Origin of the sequence: Paenibacillus sp. JNUCC-31, from assembly GCF_014844075.1 — a bacterium.
Classification (GTDB): domain Bacteria; phylum Bacillota; class Bacilli; order Paenibacillales; family Paenibacillaceae; genus Paenibacillus.
On record NZ_CP062165.1, the window covers coordinates 5,742,377 to 5,760,817 of the forward strand.

At 47.7% G+C, this 18,441-nt stretch carries 15 protein-coding genes; 13 read left to right on the forward strand and 2 right to left on the reverse strand.

Annotated features, from left to right (window positions below; genetic code table 11):
* The first annotated feature begins 19 nt into the window (after positions 1-19).
* The 9 genes from JNUCC31_RS33555 (at position 20) to JNUCC31_RS25355 (ending at position 10,552) form a co-directional block, all read left to right on the forward strand.
* Positions 20-4,123, forward strand: a complete 4,104-nt coding sequence (locus JNUCC31_RS33555) for a DNA polymerase III subunit alpha (RefSeq protein WP_228469242.1) — start codon at positions 20-22, stop codon at positions 4,121-4,123.
* Between the two features lie 555 nt (positions 4,124-4,678).
* Positions 4,679-5,170 carry a phosphatidylglycerophosphatase A family protein gene (locus tag JNUCC31_RS25320; protein ID WP_192265771.1) on the forward strand — a complete coding sequence of 164 codons (492 nt, stop codon included), beginning with the start codon at positions 4,679-4,681 and terminating at the stop codon, positions 5,168-5,170.
* A gap of 284 nt (positions 5,171-5,454) precedes the next feature.
* Complete coding sequence (locus JNUCC31_RS25325; protein ID WP_017689496.1) at positions 5,455-5,643, forward strand: hypothetical protein; 189 nt, start codon at positions 5,455-5,457, stop codon at positions 5,641-5,643.
* A 225-nt stretch (positions 5,644-5,868) separates the two neighbouring features.
* Positions 5,869-6,048: a hypothetical protein gene (locus tag JNUCC31_RS25330; protein WP_192265774.1), complete on the forward strand. Its 180-nt coding sequence runs from the start codon at positions 5,869-5,871 to the stop codon at positions 6,046-6,048.
* Positions 6,049-6,050: 2 nt separating this feature from the next.
* Entirely contained in the window at positions 6,051-6,944 is an 894-nt protein-coding gene (gene accD, locus JNUCC31_RS25335; protein ID WP_192265776.1) for an acetyl-CoA carboxylase, carboxyltransferase subunit beta, read from the forward strand.
* The gene (locus JNUCC31_RS25340; protein WP_192265778.1) at positions 6,945-7,976 is read left to right on the forward strand and encodes an acetyl-CoA carboxylase carboxyltransferase subunit alpha; all 1,032 of its coding nucleotides are present in this window, start codon (positions 6,945-6,947) and stop codon (positions 7,974-7,976) included.
* 104 nt (positions 7,977-8,080) lie between these two features.
* Positions 8,081-9,508, forward strand: a complete 1,428-nt coding sequence (gene pyk / locus JNUCC31_RS25345; RefSeq protein WP_192265780.1) for a pyruvate kinase — start codon at positions 8,081-8,083, stop codon at positions 9,506-9,508.
* A gap of 130 nt (positions 9,509-9,638) precedes the next feature.
* Positions 9,639-10,145, forward strand: coding sequence for an acyl-CoA thioesterase (locus tag JNUCC31_RS25350; protein WP_192265783.1), 507 nt, complete (start codon positions 9,639-9,641; stop codon positions 10,143-10,145).
* 5 nt (positions 10,146-10,150) lie between these two features.
* Entirely contained in the window at positions 10,151-10,552 is a 402-nt protein-coding gene (locus JNUCC31_RS25355) for an FxsA family protein (protein ID WP_062329578.1), read from the forward strand.
* Between the two features lie 124 nt (positions 10,553-10,676).
* Here the strand turns inward: JNUCC31_RS25355 and ytvI are convergent, their stop codons facing one another.
* Complete coding sequence (ytvI, locus tag JNUCC31_RS25360; RefSeq protein WP_192265786.1) at positions 10,677-11,795, reverse strand: sporulation integral membrane protein YtvI; 1,119 nt, start codon at positions 11,793-11,795, stop codon at positions 10,677-10,679.
* 478 nt (positions 11,796-12,273) lie between these two features.
* Between ytvI and citZ the strand changes: the two genes are divergently transcribed.
* The 4 genes from citZ to JNUCC31_RS25380 all read left to right on the forward strand — a co-directional run bounded on the left by citZ (position 12,274) and on the right by JNUCC31_RS25380 (position 16,353).
* Positions 12,274-13,386, forward strand: coding sequence for a citrate synthase (gene citZ, locus JNUCC31_RS25365; protein WP_192265788.1), 1,113 nt, complete (start codon positions 12,274-12,276; stop codon positions 13,384-13,386).
* Between the two features lie 151 nt (positions 13,387-13,537).
* The gene (icd, locus tag JNUCC31_RS25370) at positions 13,538-14,830 is read left to right on the forward strand and encodes an NADP-dependent isocitrate dehydrogenase (RefSeq protein WP_192265790.1); all 1,293 of its coding nucleotides are present in this window, start codon (positions 13,538-13,540) and stop codon (positions 14,828-14,830) included.
* A 15-nt stretch (positions 14,831-14,845) separates the two neighbouring features.
* Positions 14,846-15,787: a malate dehydrogenase gene (mdh, locus tag JNUCC31_RS25375; protein WP_192265792.1), complete on the forward strand. Its 942-nt coding sequence runs from the start codon at positions 14,846-14,848 to the stop codon at positions 15,785-15,787.
* Between the two features lie 140 nt (positions 15,788-15,927).
* Positions 15,928-16,353 (forward strand): hypothetical protein, encoded by a 426-nt coding sequence (locus JNUCC31_RS25380; RefSeq protein WP_192265794.1) that lies wholly within the window; start codon positions 15,928-15,930, stop codon positions 16,351-16,353.
* A gap of 224 nt (positions 16,354-16,577) precedes the next feature.
* On the opposite strand, the gene JNUCC31_RS25385 is transcribed toward JNUCC31_RS25380, so the two are convergent.
* The gene (locus JNUCC31_RS25385) at positions 16,578-18,137 is read right to left on the reverse strand and encodes a histidine kinase N-terminal 7TM domain-containing diguanylate cyclase (RefSeq protein WP_192265796.1); all 1,560 of its coding nucleotides are present in this window, start codon (positions 18,135-18,137) and stop codon (positions 16,578-16,580) included.
* Between the last annotated feature and the right edge of the window lie 304 nt (positions 18,138-18,441).

Consider the following 18,441-nt stretch of genomic DNA (forward strand, 5'->3'; position numbering starts at 1 on the left):
GCGAAAGGGAGAAAAAAACATGAGTTCTTTTGTGCATTTGCACGTTCACAGTGAATATAGCTTGCTGGACGGCGCTGCGCGTATACCGGATCTCGTGAATAAGGCCGCAGATCTTGGAATGACTACGCTCGCGCTGACCGACCACGGTGTGATGTATGGCGCTATTCCCTTTTATAAAGCATGTATGGAGCGAGGCATCAAGCCGATCATCGGGTGTGAGGCTTATATGACTGCCGGGTCTCGCAAGGAACGGGGAAGCCGCAAGGATCAACCGATCCATCATCTGATTTTGCTGGCCAAAAATATGACGGGTTATCGCAATCTGATGAAACTGTGCTCGATAGGACATTTGGAAGGCTTCCATTACAAACCGCGTATTGACATGGAGAGTCTGGCTGCCCATCACGAGGGTATCATCTGTCTAAGTGCTTGTCTGGGCGGCGAGGTTCCCCAGCATCTGCTGCATGGACGAGAGGAAGAGGCCAAGCGTGCGGCGCTTCGTTACAAAAATATTTTTGGTGCCGATTTCTATCTGGAGCTGCAGGATCACGGGCTCTCAGAGCAAAAAAGAGTCAACCCACAGTTGATTCGTCTGGCAGCAGAGCTGAATATTCCACTAGTGGCGACCAATGATGCTCACTATCTGTCCGAAGAGGACGCCGAGCTTCAGGATGTGTTGATCTGCATCGGAACAGGGAAAACGGTAGATGATGAGAATCGGCTGCGCATCGGAACCAATCAGCTCTATCTCAAGAGTGGACAGGAGATGGCGCGGTTGTTCCCCCATGTGCCTGAGGCCCTGGAGAACACGGTCCGCATCGCGGAGTCTTGTGAATTGCAGCTGGAATTTGGCAAATCGATTTTGCCGGAGTACAGACCGCTTCCTGAAGGGAAAAGTCCTTCTGGATATCTGCGTCAGCTGTGTGAAGAAGGAATGGAAGAGCGCTATGCCGATTCATCACGTTGGACGGACACGGAGCTTAGAGCCGAACTAGAACAGCGACTGGATTATGAGCTTCGGGTTATCGACAGTATGGGATTCTCGGATTATTTCCTGATTGTATGGGATTTTATCGCCTATGCCCACAGGCAGGGGATTGTTACCGGTCCAGGACGGGGGTCCTCGGCGGGAAGTCTCGTGGCCTATACCTTACGTATTACGGATGTTGATCCCATGAAGTATAACCTGCTCTTCGAGCGGTTTCTGAATCCGGAACGGATCTCCATGCCGGATATCGATATTGACTTCAGCGATGAACGACGGGATGAAGTTATTGACTATGTAGCACAAAAATATGGCAAAGCCCATGTGGCCCAGATCATTACCTTTGGTACGATGGCTGCTCGTGCAGCGGTTCGGGACGTCGGACGTGCATTGAATGTGCCTTACGGCGAGGTGGACAAGGCAGCGAAGCTGATTCCTGCACAGCTTGGGATTAACATTCAGCGGGCGATGGAAGCCATACCTGAACTGAAGGCTCTGTATGAGACCAAGCCGAAAACACGTGAATTGCTCGATATGGCCATGAAGGTGGAGGGCATGCCTCGCCATGCTTCCACACATGCGGCGGGGGTTGTCATCTCCCGTGATCCGCTGACGGATGCCGTTCCGCTTCAAGAGGGCAGTGAGGGAACAGCCTTAACACAATATTCCATGGAAAACCTGGAGTCCATTGGATTGCTCAAAATGGACTTTCTTGGTCTGCGAACCCTCTCGATTATTGAACGTTGTCTGCGCTGGATTGGCGAAAACGGTGAAATTCCTGATTTTCGCCATATTCCGGACGATGATGCACTGACGTACGAGATGCTTGGCCGAGGCGACACCATGGGCATCTTCCAACTGGAATCCGCGGGGGTGCGCCGCGTCCTGAAGGAGCTAAAGCCAAGTGTATTTGAAGATGTAATCTCCGTAGTGGCCTTGTATCGTCCAGGGCCGATGGAATTTATATCCAAATACATTCAGGGCAAGCATGGGCAGATCGAAGTGGATTACCCTCACGCGGATCTGGAGTCCATCCTAAGGGATACGTACGGCATCATTGTATATCAGGAACAGATTATGCAGATTGCTTCCCGGATGGCGGGTTTCTCTCTCGGCGAAGCAGACTTGCTCCGCAGAGCGGTTTCCAAGAAGAAACGGGAAGTGCTGGATCTCGAACGTGGACATTTTGTTCAGGGCAGCCTTAAGCAAGGATATAGCGAAGCGGAGGCAGACCTGGTCTATGACATGATCGTTAAGTTTGCCAACTACGGTTTCCCGCGTGCCCATGCCGCTGCGTACGGCGTGCTGGCTTTCCAGACGGCTTATCTGAAAGCCCATTATCCCGTTCATTTTATGGCCTCCATGTTAACAGCCGTGATGGGCAGTCACCGGAAAGTAGCGGAGTACGTGGTAGAATGCCGACGAATGGACATTGATGTACTTCCTCCGGATGTGAATGAGAGCGGCATTCTGTTCACGCCTGTTCTTGCATCATCATCCAGCCGCACGGGAGACGCTCAGTCGGTTGAATCCAATGGACCAGCGGGAGAACAGGGTGAGGGCGGTAACGGAGGAAATCCCTTAAAAGAACAGTTTGAGCCCGATGATCGTCATTATTCCGGACAAGTGGAGTACGGCGAAGCACCTCTACCGGATGATCCCGGTCCTGCCCCCGAAGAAGATGGTGGTGCATATGAATGGCAGGCAGCAACGCCTATGCCAGAGCAGTCCGATGATCGGATTAATTCGGGCGTGGTGACGGTTTCCACAGCAGAACGTCTGCATGGGACTGGGGGAGAGGAGTCCTCGCACGCTGTACAGCGTGGAATGTCTGCTGTACAAGAGCCGGATGGTTTGTCGAATCAGAATTCGGATCCAGACAAAGCAACCGGGGCCATCCGATTCGGGCTGGCTGCGGTGAAAAATGTCGGGACCCAGGCGATGGAAAGCATCATGATCGTTCGGCAGGAACGACCATTCGACAGTTTGCTCGATTTTTGTCGGCGTGTCGATTTGCGTGTATGCAACAAACGAGTGATTGAATCGCTGATTCAAGCGGGGGCGTTTGACACCTTGCCAGGGCACCGGGCCCAATTGCTGGCGATGCTGGATGAGACTGTGGAAGCGGCGCTGAAATGGCGGAAAGAGCGTGAGGATCTGCAGATTCAATTATTTGATTTTGTCGAGACGCCGAACTGGGAGATTGAATATCCCGAAATTCCGCCATATTCCGCAGGTCAGCAGTTAGAACTTGAGCGTGAGCTGTTAGGCTTGTATCTCTCTGGTCATCCATTGGATGATTATGAGGATGTGCTCGAATCCAGCGGGGCCGACCGGATTATGGAACTGACAGAAGCGGCTGACGATACGATGGCCGTCGCAGCCGGGATGGTGGTGTCTGTGAAGTCGATTACGACGAAACAGGGCAAGGCTATGGCGTTCATGGAGCTGGAAGACCAGATTGAACGCTGTGAAGTGGTTCTCTTTCCCGAAGTATGGCGGCGCAGCCAGCAGCATGTCGGGAAAGGTGAACTGCTCGTCGTGCGTGCCAAAGTGCAGCAGCAGGACGAAGGGTTTAAGCTGCTGGCTGAGGAAGTGGCGCCGCTGACACCGGCGGCACTGGAACAGCAGCTGCGCAGCCGAGAGCGGCGCGGCAAGCCCGGCAGCGGCAGTGCTTCGCGCCCGGCGGCTCCGCCACGGCAGGCGGCTGGCGCGGGAGCCGGAGCACAGCGCAGCAGCGCAGGCGTGAGTGCTGGAGCTGCACGCAGCAGCGGAAGCCAAGGCCCGGCAGCGACGCACAGCGCTGCGGGTGGACCTGGGGCGGCCAATGCCAATGGGGCCGCTTCCGTGGCTCGCCAGGCCGGTGAGACTGCTGGCGGTACGGAGCAGAGCCGTGGGGCGCGGGCGGTAGAGCAGCGGGTATTCGTGAAGATCACCCCGCAGGCGGAGAAGCAGGAGCTTCTTGCCCGTCTGAAGCAGTTGCTTCAAGAACATCCAGGTCCTGTGGCGACGGTGCTCTTCTATGAGCAGCAACAGAAGCTGCTCGCATTGAGTGATGCCTACCGGATTAAACCTTCGCCTTCATTGTTCTCCGAGATGGAGAAGATGCTGGGAGAGGGCACGGTCAAAATAAAATAATAGGCTGTCACGTAAGTGAGTGTTTTCTTGCCTCAAAGCGCTAACGAATCTATCGCGCCTTAAAAGGCGGATGATTGGTTAATACAAATTGTAATGAACTTCAGTGACGTTATTCCGGTACAAAACTGCGTAACAGCCTATAGAACGACGAAATAACATTTCTGTGATTCGTTAAACCGCAGATGAATGGTGATGGGAGCAAATAGCACGCACTTGATTCGTTAGAACCGAATTGAATAATACTAAAAAGAGGTCGCGGGCATTGCTCATGACTTTGTGACACGCTCATATTCCCAATGATAAAACCTGTTCGGTCAATTTGCCGAGCAGGTTTTTGTATTTCTTTTACCAATTGCACCCTGTATGCAGGCGAAAGAGATCGTGAACACAAGCAGGTCATATGTGAATATTTTTACATAATTTACAGGATAAGCGGGCTGCCAAAATGAATGGGCCTTCCTCACTTTTTATGAACATTTTGCGAGTTTGCTGCATACACTTGAGAACACCGTAGGACCTGAGGGTCCTCCGGGGAGCGATGCGGGAGGTCGAGATATGTCATATGAAATCGTAGAAGCCATGCTGACCCGGCGGGGTGTACAGATTGATGCAATCGCGGAAATTGTATATCGTCTGCAAAAAGGGTACCACCCGGAATTGACTATGGATGATTGTGTTACGAGCGTAAAATCGGTACTGCAAAAACGCGAGGTGCAATATACGCTGTATACAGGCATAGCCCTTGACGAACTTGCGGAAAAACGCCTTTTGCCGCAGCCTTTGCAGGCCATCATGGAGGCGGATGAATCCCTGTATGGAGTGGACGAGACTCTTGCGCTTGGCATTACCCATGTATATGGCATGATCGGTTTAACCAGCTTTGGTTATCTGGATAAAGAAAAGATGGGTGTCATTCACGATCTCAACGAGGCAGGACCGGCCATACATGTTTTTCTGGACGACCTGGTTGCCGGGCTCGCCGCGGCTGCTTCTGCCCGAATTGCGCACAAAAATATTAAAGCTAAAAAATATCCATCGGATATCTGATTCCCTCAACGTCTTTTTTTATTATTTTCAGTCTGTTGAATTGTTCAATTGAAGGTCATCAAGGGCGGCTGCAGCTGCCCTGAGGGGCCGTGATTCCTTTTTAAGAGAGGAAAACCCAAGAATATTGTATCAACCGTATCGGTTATCCTCATGGGACAAATGTCCCTTTAGATCCCGATTTCTCCCCCAAGGTCCCGAACCCTTCCTTGCAGAAAAAAAGTGAGGTATGTTATCATTAGTCCAATATACGGGCTCTGAACATTAGCTTAGGGGGCGGACATGGCATGTGGACGGTGATTTACATTGCACCGACAGCAAAGGTTGCGGACAAGATCAAGACCAAGCTTTCGGAAGAAGGTTTTCTGGTACAGACCCGTCCCATCAGTTTATCCAAGCAGCAATTTGAGATTCGCGTCCCTTCAGGGGAATTGGAAGAGGTTCAGGAAGTGCTGAATTCGATTTTGCATTCCTGATTCCTTCGATAGACGTGCCTTGGCAGAGGAAGAATTACCATCGGTACATAGGGACTGACCGCGTAAGCGGAAAGAGGAATCGACTTGCATGTTTTGTATACTGCTGTCCTTCCTTCTTTTTTTGTTAGGACAAGGACCGACTAGGTTGCTCCCAGAGACCCTACCAAGACAGATTATTCAAGCATCGGCGCAACAATCTTTCGGTTATTGCAGGTAACATCAATCGTGCTGACAGAAGCCGCTGATCTTTGCCTTATACCGGCGGATTTTTTTGTTGTGAATGCTGGACAAGGCCCATGGCAGCACGTATGGGGCGTAAGCGGTTTACCGCAGCGCGCGGGTGAAGTTGCTTTTGGCAACGGACTGCAGGTTGCGACCATCAAATCAACGGCTGGAGAGGTGTAGTTGTGTTCAAAGATATATTCCAAAAAAAACGGAAGTACGCTACCATACCTTCCGAACGTGCGCTTCGTGGCGAAGGTCAGGAAGCTGGAGAACGTCCAAAACGTGAAATACCCGAAGGGCTTATGAATAAGTGCAGCAAATGCGGCACGATTCAATATAGCAAGGAATTGGAAAAAAATCTGAAAGTATGTCCAGCCTGCGGCTATCACATGCGTCTGAACGCAATGGAACGCCTTGCCATGGTTCTGGATGAACAAGGGTTTGTGGAGCATGATGCTGATATGATATCGGTTGATCCGCTTGGCTTCCCTGGATACAGCAATAAACTGGAACAACAGCGCCTGAAGTCAGGACTGAAGGAAGCAGTGATTACAGGCGAGGGAACGATTGAAGGTCTGCCTGTCGTTGTCGCAGTCATGAGTTTCGACTTCTTCACGGGTAGCATGGGTTCGGTTGTAGGGGAGAAAATCACTCGTGCGATCGAGCTTGCGACGGAGAAACGCTTGCCTTTGATTATTTTTTCTACATCTGGCGGTGCCCGAATGCAAGAAAGTATTCTTAGTCTGATGCAAATGGCGAAAACTAGCGCGGCTCTTTCCCGTTTGGATGAACAGGGTGGGTTATATATTTCGGTCATCACTGATCCGACAACAGGTGGAGTCTCAGCCAGTTTTGCGAGTCTCGGTGATATCAATATCGCTGAACCGGGAGCCGTATTTGGCTTTGCCGGCAGAATTGTCATTGAGCAAACGATCCGTCAGAAATTGCCTGATGATTTTCAGACGGCAGAATTTAATATGCAGCACGGCCAGCTGGACTTGGTGGTCCACCGTAAGGAACTTCGAACCACCCTTGGCAAGCTTCTGGATATGCATAGTGAAAAAGGAGGGGTCTGAATGGCGGGTGAGTTGCCATATGAAGCGCCTCTGGTTGAGATGCGCAAAAAGATCGAAGAGCTTGTACAGTTTGGACAGGAAAAAGGCATCGACTTTACGGACGAGATTGCCCGCCTGGAAGAACGTTATCATAGACTGGAAGAAGAGATTTACACAGGTATAACAGCCGCACAGAAAATGCATCTGGCGCGGCATCAGCAGCGTCCGACGGCACTGGATCTGATCCAGCTAATATTTACGGATTTCATTGAGTTGCACGGCGACCGCATGTTCGGAGACGATCTGGCGGTGGTTGGCGGACTTGCGAAGCTGAACGGTAAGACAGTAACGGTCATCGGCCAACAGCGGGGGAAAGATACGAAGGATAATATCGCCCGCTTTTTTGGGAGCGCTCATCCGGAAGGTTTCCGGAAAGGGCTGCGTCTCATGAAGCAAGCGAACAAATTTGGTCGCCCAATTATTACATTTATTGATACTAAAGGGGCGTATCCGGGTAATACTGCTGAAGAGAGAGGTCAATCGGAAGCTATTGCCCGTAACTTGCTGGAAATGGCGAAGCTCTCGGTGCCAGTTATTGTTGTGGTCATCGGCGAAGGAGGAAGCGGTGGTGCCCTTGCCATGGCTGTGGGTAATCGTGTGTTGATGCTGGAGCATGCGATCTACTCCGCGATCTCTCCGAACGGGGCTGCATCGATTCTATGGAAAGATGCAACCAAGGCAGATCAGGCGGCTGAAGCAATGAAAATAACGGCGAAAGACCTTCTGGAGATGGAGGTCATCGAAGAGATCATCCCTGAGCCACGTGGTGGTGCTCATCGGGATTATGAAGCATCTGCGGCAGCCATCAGCGAAGCTCTGGCTCGTCATCTCGATGAGATGAAGGGCTGGAGTGCAGACCAATTGAAACAGGATCGGTATGAGAAATTCCGTAAAATTGGATCTGTCACTTTTGAACCTGTGGTGCCGATTGAAGTCCCTCAAGTGCCTGTAGAAGTCGATACGGGGAGTAATTTGTCGGGAAATGCTGAATGATGTGACGAATCTCCTATACAAATGAGCAAAAGTATAGTAAATTTAATAGTTGGAAAAAGAAAAAGAGATATAAGATAGACCTTTAAAATCGGAGGAAACCCAAAATGCGCAAAACGAAGATTGTATGTACGATTGGTCCATCCAGTGAATCACTGGAGAATACCAAAAAATTGATTATGGCCGGTATGAATGTGGCCCGTCTGAACTTCTCCCACGGTGATTTCGATGAGCACGGCGGACGGATCAAAGCGATTCGCCAAGCATGCGAAGAGCTGAACAAGACAGTAGCGATCCTGCTGGACACCAAAGGACCGGAAATTCGGACAGGTAAACTTGAAGTTGAACCCATTGAATTGGTTCAGGACGAGTACATCACTTTGACAACAGAAGAAATTCTGGGCACCAAAGAACGTCTCTCCATTACGTATACCGATCTTCCGAATGATGTTGAACCGGGATCTACAATTCTGATCGACGACGGTCTGATCGGACTGACTGTGGTGGAAGTGCAAGGCACCGAGATCAAATGCCGTATCGTTAACGGTGGTTCGATCAAAAGCAAAAAAGGTGTTAACGTTCCGGGCGTTGCCATTTCTCTGCCGGGTATCACTGAAAAAGATGCCAATGATATCGTATTCGGTATCGAGCAAGGCGTCGATTTCATCGCGGCTTCTTTTGTTCGTAAAGCAAGTGACGTTCTTGAGATTCGTGAATTGCTTGAGAAACACAATGCCGGACATATTCAAATCATCTCCAAAATTGAGAACCAACAAGGTGTGGACAACCTGGATGAAATCCTTGAAGTATCCGATGGCCTGATGGTTGCTCGTGGAGACCTGGGTGTAGAGATTCCTGCGGAAGAAGTACCATTGGTACAAAAACGCATGATCGAAAAATGTAACGTTGCAGGCAAACCGGTTATCACCGCTACACAAATGCTGGATTCCATGCAGCGCAACCCGCGTCCAACTCGTGCGGAAGCAAGTGACGTAGCCAATGCGATCTTCGACGGTACAGATGCGATCATGTTGTCTGGTGAGACAGCTGCGGGTAAATACCCTGTTGAATCCGTTCTGACGATGTCCCGTATTGCCGAAAAAGCAGAATCCGCTCTGCCTTACCAAGAGCTGTATCTGAAACAACGTGTTGCTCAACAAACAACAGTTACTGAAGCAATCAGCCAATCTGTTGCCCTGTCAGCTCAAGATCTGAACGCTAAAGCGATCATTACTTCGACTGAATCCGGTCATACAGCACGCATGATTTCTAAATATCGTCCAGAATCTCCAATCATCGCGGTGACAACGGAAGACAGAACTTCCCGTCGTCTTTGCTTGGCTTGGGGTGTAACACCAGTCAAAGGAAGACTTGTTGATTCCACTGACGCTTTGTTTGAAAATGCAATTGAAGGCGGCGTGAAATCCGGACTTGTAAAAGAAGGAGACCTGGTTGTCATTACAGCAGGTGTACCTTTGGGTCGTTCCGGTTCCACGAACCTGATCAAAGTAAGCCAAATTCCAAACAACGCGTAATAGCGTTTGGATGAGAAGCAACAGGAATGAAGCAATGGGGCGTTTGCGTCCCGTTGCTTTTTTTCCATCTTTATGACACTTTATAGCCGTTACATACGTACTGATTGGTATATCGAAGGAGGCCGGTAACATGCAACAACAAAGCAATGGCAGCTGGTACACGGCATGCCTTCGCGTGCGTTATCAAGAGAGCGACCAGATGGGTGTGGTCTATCACGCCAATTATTTGAATTGGTTTGAAATCGGTCGAACCGAGATGATTCGCCAAATGGGGTATACCTATCGTAAAATGGAGGAACAGGGGTTACTGCTTCCGGTAACCGGACTGGATGTGAAGTATCATAAACCTGCCCGGTATGATGATGACATCATCATTTTCACCCGAATTGCTGCATTTAGTGGTCTGAGATTGAACTATGAGTATGACATTAGGCGCATGACTGCAGACCTTGTTGAGCAGATGGGTATCGGAGAGCGGGTATGGTCATCCGAAGAGTCCCTTCCTGGTGAACGATTGGTAACAGGCTCTACCCAGCATGTATGGGTTAATGGGGACTGGAAGCCGGTCAGGCTGGATAAGACAGCTTCTGAGCTCTACAGCGCGCTTGAGAAAGTGTGGCTTTCAGGAAAGGGGTAAACGTAATGCGAAGATGGATGTGGGCTTTGCTATTAATCATTCCGGTGATTGAACTATTTGGTTTTATCCTTATGAGTGACTGGATCGGAGCCGGAAAAACACTGCTTCTTATGATTCTCACGTCCTTGATTGGTATAGCAATGTTGCAATTTGAAGGGCGCAAAGTTCTCATTGATGCCAAATCCGAGATGGAGCGCGGTAAGGTGCCTGGAAGAAAAATGGTGGATGGGCTTTTCATTTTTGTCGGAGGTTTCTTGCTGCTGATTCCGGGATTCATCACAGATCTGATCGGTTTTACACTGTTGTTTCCGTTAACACGTTCAGTGTATCGTCTATTCTTCCTGGGCTGGCTGGAGAAAAAAATGAGAAATGGTAGTATCAAGTTTTATCGCGGTCCAAAACGATAAGATATATCAGAATCAGTTAAAGAGAGGCACCGACCACCAGATTCAGTCTGATGAGCGGTGCCTTTTTTAATCTTGATTATATGTGCATGACAGAAAACAGAAATCATGCATGCTTCACCGAATATCATCGGACGCGGCCGTTAATAATGTATGTTCTAAGATCACGAAACACATTTGCGCGATTGAATGCATCAAGGATAACAAGGCTGACAGGTCCGATGATCAGACCGAGCACACCGAACAGCTTCAATCCGACAAACATGCCAACCAGAGTGGCTAGTGGGTCCAGGCCGACACTGCTGGCAAGTACTTTGGGTTCAATGATCTGCCGGGCAATCAGTACGATGAGATATACAACGCTGATGCCAATCCCCAGGTACAGATCACCGTTCATAAATAGGTATGCCGCCCAAGGAACCATGACGAGACCAACGCCGAGATAGGGTAGCAGATCCACGAGGCCAATAAGCAAAGCAATCGTGAAGGCAGACTTCACCTGTAAAATAAGCAATCCAATCATGACAAAGAGTGCAGTGATAGAGATCATGATCAACTGAGCCCGTGCATAGCCGAACAACGCTTTTTTCAGATCGTTCCATATGTCACTTATCGGCTTACGAATGGATGAAGGTACCCATCCTGATACGGTAACGCTGTGCCGAGCCCAGCTTTTGCTTATAAAGAACGTCGACAGAAGGACAACGATTAATACCGCTCCCATATTAGGGAGGGAAGTGAGCAGGTTCAGGATCATGTTGAAAAATCCAGTGACCAGGTCTGTTACTGCTGTACCTACCGTTTCGGTTGTTTTGCTAATATTGCTGTTAATGGTTTCCTGATAATTCGGATTTTCCTTGTAAAATTCATTGATCTGTCCAATCAAACTCTGAATCGTATCATTCTGAGTCCAGCGGACGAACGTTGCCTTGATCTCATCGACATGAAGATCAAAGCTTGTCGTCAAGGAAATGACTTCTTTCACCATGCGGGTTACAGCAGCGGACAACACGACAACAATGGCTCCGCAATATACGATCAGTGAAAAGGTTACGGCCAACCACCGCGGGAATCGGGCCTTATGCTGAAGCAAATTTACCAACGGATTCATTGCATAGGCGATAATCCATGCGATGACGAAGGGATATAACAGCGGAAGCAGCAAGTATATAGCAACGGCAATCAGAAGGGTAGCAACAATCACCCATATGCCGCGTAATAAGCGTTTCATAATGATTCTATCCAAGCATCAACTCTCCTTAATCCTTTTCAAGCCTGCCCAAGAAAGAAGCAAACAGGCTATCTAGTTAATATAGAGCAAATACAGTGATTTGAAACGCAAGGATGTCATCGGATAATCTCGATTCTTTTGCCTAGAGTATGCCTCATGTGGATAAAATATAGCAATAGAAACTTGATTAATAGCACGGAATTGTATAAAAAGAATAAAATGTAAACCCTGTTCTTGTAAAGGTTTTCAAAAATGCTTTATCGGTCTGATAAAGAAGTTTGATGTGCGAATGACCTTGCTTCATGTTCACATAAACGACAAAATCCAGTATGATGAGATAAGAAAATGCCGATTGACAGATATGAAAACCGGACATTGTGATCTTTATTCATTTTAAAATGTAAATGGTTACAAAAGAAGGACGAGTGCGTTGAACATGTTGATGGCACTCTGGATGGGTTCTTGATTTCGTTTATTAAAGGAGAGATGTAATATGACAGCTACCAAAGGTCTGGAAGGCATCGTTGCAACAACCTCTTCGATCAGCTCTATTGTAGACGGTGTGCTCACATACCGTGGTTACGATATTGATGATCTGGCTGAAAACGCAAGCTTTGAAGAAGTGGCCTATTTGCTTTGGTTTGGTAAATTGCCGACTACGGATGAACTGAAATCCCTTCGGAAAAGCCTGAGCGATTACGCGCCGATTCCGAGCGAGTTGATTGCACAAATCCAATTGTATCCGAAAAACATGAGTACCATGGCAGCACTGCGTTCAGCAGTATCCGCACTGGCTCTGTATGATGAACAGGCTGATGAAATGACAGCAGAAGCGAATGAAAACAAAGCAGTTAAGCTGCAAGCGCAGCTGCCAACGATTGTTGCAGCCATAGCCCGTATCCGTCAGGGCAAAGAACCTGTGACTCCAAAAGAAGGCGCTTCCATCGCGGAAAACTTTTTATATATGATGACGGGTGAAGAACCATCCGAGACGGCTGTTAAAGCTCTTGATCAGGCTCTGGTCCTTCATGCGGATCATGAGTTGAATGCTTCTACATTTGCAGCCCGTGTAACGGTAGCCACATTATCTGACATCTATTCCGGTGTAACTTCAGCTATTGGCGCATTGAAGGGGCCATTGCATGGTGGCGCAAACGAAGCCGTTATGAAGATGTTGAATGAGATTGGTACACCTGATCGTCTGGAGGCAGCTATTCAGGAAAAGTTGAATAACCGTGAGAAGATCATGGGCTTTGGACACCGTGTATACAAAAATGGAGACCCGCGTGCGAAACATCTGCAAAAGATGTCCAAGGAACTGGGAGAAATGAACAACGATACACGCCTGTACGAAATGTCAGTGAAGATCGAAGAACTGGTGACAGGACAAAAAGGTCTGAAACCAAATGTAGATTTCTATTCCGCTTCCGTATATACCCAATTGGGTATTGAAGAGGTACTGTTCACACCGATCTTTGCGATTAGTCGGGTATCAGGTTGGACCGCTCATATTCTGGAACAACTTGCAGATAACCGTATTATTCGTCCGCGTGCCGAGTATACAGGTCCAACAGATCAAAAGTACGTTTCGATTGAACTTCGCTAATGGCATCAAAACCAGTATAATAAATAAGGACGGGGGGAAGGGATAAACCTGCTGGCTAATAAACGTGCCACACGTTCACACCCCTTTCTCCCTATAAGACAAGCGGTATGTTATCATACTGCATATACGAATCCAAGGAGGAATTATACTAATGAAATTAGAAAAATTTGCTCATCCAACTGAAGGCGAAAAAATTCAAATTGATAACGGTACACTGCAAGTACCTAATAACCCGATCATTCCATTTATCGAAGGTGACGGTACAGGTCGTGATATCTGGAAAGCTTCCAAGCGTGTATTGGATGCAGCTGTTGAAAAAGCATACGATGGCAACAAAAAAATCGCATGGTACGAGGTGTTTGCTGGCGAGAAAGCATTCAATACATACGGGGAGTGGCTGCCAAACGACACACTTGAAGCCATTCGCGAGTATATCGTAGCGATTAAAGGACCACTGACTACGCCAATCGGCGGCGGAATTCGTTCCCTTAACGTGGCACTGCGTCAAGAACTTGACTTGTACACTTGCTTGCGTCCTGTACGTTACTTCGATGGTGTACCTTCTCCGGTTAAACGTCCTGAGCTGGTAGATATGGTCATTTTCCGTGAGAACACGGAAGATATCTATGCAGGTATCGAGTATGCAGAAGGTACCGAAGAAGTGAAAAAAGTGATCCAGTTCCTGCAACAGGAGATGGGTGCAAACAAAATCCGTTTCCCTGAAACTTCCGGTATTGGTATCAAACCGGTTTCCTCTGAAGGTTCCAAACGTCTGGTACGCGCAGCAGTGCAATATGCCATCGACCACAACCGTAAGAGCGTTACATTGGTACACAAAGGCAATATCATGAAATTTACGGAAGGTGCCTTCAAAAACTGGGGTTATGAAGTTGCTGAAGAAGAGTTCGCTGACAAAGTGTTCACTTGGGCACAATACGATATCATCAAGGAAAAAGACGGTACGGATGCAGCAAATGCAGCTCAAAAAGCAGCTGAAGATGCTGGCAAAATCATCGTGAAAGATGCAATTGCCGATATCGCTCTGCAACAAGTACTGACTCGTCCAGGCGAGTTCGATGTAATCGCAACGTTGAACCTGAACGGTGACTATCTGTCCGATGCACTTGCTGCACAAGTTGGTGGAATTGGTATCGCTCCAGGAGCGAACATCAACTATGTAACAGGACATGCCATCTTTGAAGCTACACACGGTACTGCACCAAAATATGCGGACAAAGACGTCGTGAACCCTGGTTCTGTTATTCTGTCCGGTGTTATGTTGCTTGAGCACTTGGGATGGCAAGAAGCAGCTAACCTGATCTACAAAGGTATGGAAACATCCATTAACAATAAAACTGTTACCTATGACTTTGCACGTCTGATGGACGGCGCTACTGAAGTGAAATGTTCTGAATTTGCTGATCAAATCATTAAAAACCTGTAAGGGGAGATGTGAATCGTGACTATTCAGCGCAAAAAAATCACAGTAGTCGGCGCCGGATTTACCGGAGCTACAACCGCTTTAATGCTTGCCCAGAAAGAACTCGGGGATGTTATTCTGGTTGATATTCCACAATTGGAAAACCCGACTAAAGGTAAAGCGCTCGACATGATGGAAGCGAGTCCTGTTCAGGGCTTCGACAGCAATATCGTCGGTACTTCCAACTACGAGGATACTGCAGGTTCAGAGATTGTTATCATTACAGCAGGTATTGCTCGCAAACCGGGTATGAGCCGTGATGATCTGGTCAATACGAACGCAGGAATCGTGAAGTCGGTTTGTGAAAATGTGAAAAAATATTGCCCTGATTCCATTGTCATTATTCTAAGCAACCCGGTAGATGCAATGACATATGCAGCTTATCAGACGCTTGGTTTCCCTAAAAACCGCGTAATCGGTCAGTCCGGTGTCCTGGATACGGCACGTTATTGCACATTCATTGCACAAGAGCTGAATGTATCGGTTGAAGATGTCCGGGGATTCGTTCTTGGCGGTCACGGAGACGATATGGTACCACTCGTTCGTTATTCCAGCGTTGGTGGTATTCCAATTGATACTCTTATCTCGGCAGAGCGCATTGAATCCATCGTACAACGCACACGTGTTGGCGGCGGTGAGATCGTAAACCTGCTTGGAAACGGCAGCGCATATTATGCACCTGCAGCTTCATTGGTGCAAATGACCGAAGCTATTTTGAAAGACAAAAAACGAATTATTCCGGTTATTGCTTACCTTGAAGGGGAATATGGCTACAATGACTTGTTCCTTGGTGTGCCAACCATTCTGGGTGGTAACGGAATCGAAAAAATCTTTGAACTGGAACTGACTGCTGAAGAAAAAGCGGGACTCGACAAATCTGCGGATTCGGTTCGTAACGTCATTTCAGTAGTAAATATCTAAGTTTGAAAACTTTTTGAACAGCAACAAAGCGAAAACCTTCGGAAACTCCGGAGGTTTTCTTTTCTTTGGATAAGTTCCCCAGTATAATGGGATGTGATGTATAACACACTGAACTGAAATTTTTGAGGAGGATGGAAATTTTGACAATGATTATGTACCTGCTTCATATTATTGGAGCGCTGGCCATGGGATTCTACCTGATCTTGCCATTCGTGGTTGGCAAAATCCGTACCCTGAGTGCTGCAGCCCAAGAAGGAGCATTTGCGTCGCTCCGTTCATTGAACCGTATCGCGCAGTATGGACTTGTGATTCAGCTTCTTACGGGTGGTTACTTAATGACCAAGGGTGAGTATTCCTATCTGTGGATGGGCGTAGTAGTCGTTCTGTTGCTTGCTATTGCGGCAATTGGTGGTATTATGGGTAAACCGCTGCGTCTGGCAGCAGAGGCTGTGAAGAGCAACCGTGATGTTAGTCCGGAGCAAAGCAAGATTCGTACATTCAGTACACTGCTTGCCGTGTTCCTGCTCATCATGGTATACCTGATGGTAAATAACCAGGTTATCTAGAAATCCCTCGCACGTTTATCTGAGGGCTAAGCTAAAGCGTTTGCACAGCAGGTGCGGGGACAAGCTAGATGAGGAACAAATCGGATACGTACACAAAATAGACAGCCCAGAGGCTGTCTATTTTGTGTACGCTCAGTTTGAAGGCAGTTTGCCAATCAGCAGCACGAGGTAAAGGGTGGAGTCAGCAACATATAGGGCTAGAATAGTTATATGCTGTAAGTTGCTTAACTCAAGCTGAGCGCATGGGCGAAAACGGTGTTTCTCCCGTTACGCTTGGACTCGTAAAGGGCTGTATCGGCATCGCGCAGCAAGGACTCCAATGAATCTGAACCTCCATTGTATTGTGCGACCCCGAAGCTAGAAGTTAGTGGAATACGAATGTCTTGTACATCCAGCGGATTGTGGAGCAGTGCAACGCGCAATTTCTCGGCAAGCTGCTCGCCATCCTTAAGCGTTGCATGGGGCACAGCTATTACGAACTCCTCTCCCCCATAACGAGCGAACAGCATCTCCGGACTGAGATAACGATTACACACAGAGACCACATGAATGATGGCCTGGTCGCCCACATCATGTCCGTAGGTGTCGTTAATCCTTTTGAAATAATCAATGTCAAATAAAATAAAGGCCGCGGGCCGCAAGTTAAGCTGGGCTTCACTCAAAATTTCCCGGCCTTTGTGCAAAAATTGTGTCCGGTTGTATATTTTGGTGAGGCCATCGAAATAAGCCATTTGTTTCAGTTGTTCTTGCAGGAAACGCTGCTCGGTAATATCAATCAGCATAATCAGAGTGCCGACGGTCTGTCCATCCTTGTTATAAACATAAGATGTTCTGACTTGGTAACAGACCGTTTCGCCTTTCAACTGCCAGTACAAATCCTTTTGCAGACCTTCTCGATCATATTCCACGGGGAAAGGCCCTCCGCCCAGCGAATGCCAAATATCGTTCAGATGCTGGCCCACCATGCTTAATCCAAGCTCTGGCAGCATATCACGCAAAGACTTATTATAATCGACGAGCCGATGGGAGCTATCCAGCACGATAACACCTTCACGCATGCTTTCAAAGATATGATCCTTGGCAATAGGCACGATGGTTAGAAGACGAGAAGACAGGATAGCCCATATGTACATTGCAGATGTAAGACACATGAGAACCGGGACGGGGTCCATTCCATTAGGAGTCAGACCTAGCAAATAGACAAAAGCAGCTACCATCGGAATGATCTGTGAGGTAATCAGTGTGAGTAGTTGTCGACGATACATTTTTTTGGTGTGTTTCCACTGTTTAATGAGAATCAGGCAGGCACATAACAGACAGGAAAAGGTGAAAGCTCCGTGAACCACGTACCATTGCCCAATGGTAATATCCATCAGAGGCACGGCACTGTTTTCTCTCAGCCATACCCTTTTATAGAAAAGGTGATGAAAGTCATTGGTTGCCACCATGATCAAGGTAATGGAAGGAACCACAAAAAGTGCGGCAGTTGCTTTTTTGGATAACGTTTTGCCAGTGTACTGTATCATGAGCATCAAACCAAGGGAGGCAGAGAAAGGCATCCCGATGTATTCCACAACCGTCCAGAATTTCATTTGCTCCAGTGTGCTGCTGGCGAGCTCGATCGCGTATCCAAATGTGTAAATAGATAGTGCTGCTGTATAAAGAATAAATATTTTCGAACTGGGGATCTCGGTTCTTCTAAAATACGTATATAAACATAGAAAAACATTCAGCACAGCTGAAGTGGTAACAAGTGTTATGTAAGAATTAATGTGCGATTCCATGGGTTAGGTCTCCATATTCATTCAGAATATTTGTTGAGTTGAAATGCTTGGTAACGATAAATTCAAACGAAGGAAATCAGACTTATTGTTACGGTATACTGTCCATTGTACATCAGCCTAAACGGCATAGGAATATAATTCAGGTACTGAAACAGTCTATTTTCGAAAAAAAATCGAATTTATTATAGTATCTAATTTTTGTTTGATCTTCCAGGGAGAGTGGTAAGTAAGTATCGAGAAAACAGACAGCAAATTTGGAAGACAGTCGGATTTAGGAATAATCTGTACTGTTCATGCCATCCTA

Coding starts and splice junctions, on each gene's coding strand:
- JNUCC31_RS33555 (WP_228469242.1), top strand. CDS start 20: ATGAGTTCTTTTGTGCATTTGCACGTTCACAGTGAATATAGCTTGCTG.
- JNUCC31_RS25320 (WP_192265771.1), top strand. CDS start 4,679: ATGTCATATGAAATCGTAGAAGCCATGCTGACCCGGCGGGGTGTACAG.
- JNUCC31_RS25325 (WP_017689496.1), top strand. CDS start 5,455: ATGTGGACGGTGATTTACATTGCACCGACAGCAAAGGTTGCGGACAAG.
- JNUCC31_RS25340 (WP_192265778.1), top strand. CDS start 6,945: ATGGCGGGTGAGTTGCCATATGAAGCGCCTCTGGTTGAGATGCGCAAA.
- pyk (WP_192265780.1), top strand. CDS start 8,081: ATGCGCAAAACGAAGATTGTATGTACGATTGGTCCATCCAGTGAATCA.
- JNUCC31_RS25350 (WP_192265783.1), top strand. CDS start 9,639: ATGCAACAACAAAGCAATGGCAGCTGGTACACGGCATGCCTTCGCGTG.
- JNUCC31_RS25355 (WP_062329578.1), top strand. CDS start 10,151: ATGCGAAGATGGATGTGGGCTTTGCTATTAATCATTCCGGTGATTGAA.
- citZ (WP_192265788.1), top strand. CDS start 12,274: ATGACAGCTACCAAAGGTCTGGAAGGCATCGTTGCAACAACCTCTTCG.
- icd (WP_192265790.1), top strand. CDS start 13,538: ATGAAATTAGAAAAATTTGCTCATCCAACTGAAGGCGAAAAAATTCAA.
- JNUCC31_RS25385 (WP_192265796.1), bottom strand. CDS start 18,137: ATGGAATCGCACATTAATTCTTACATAACACTTGTTACCACTTCAGCT.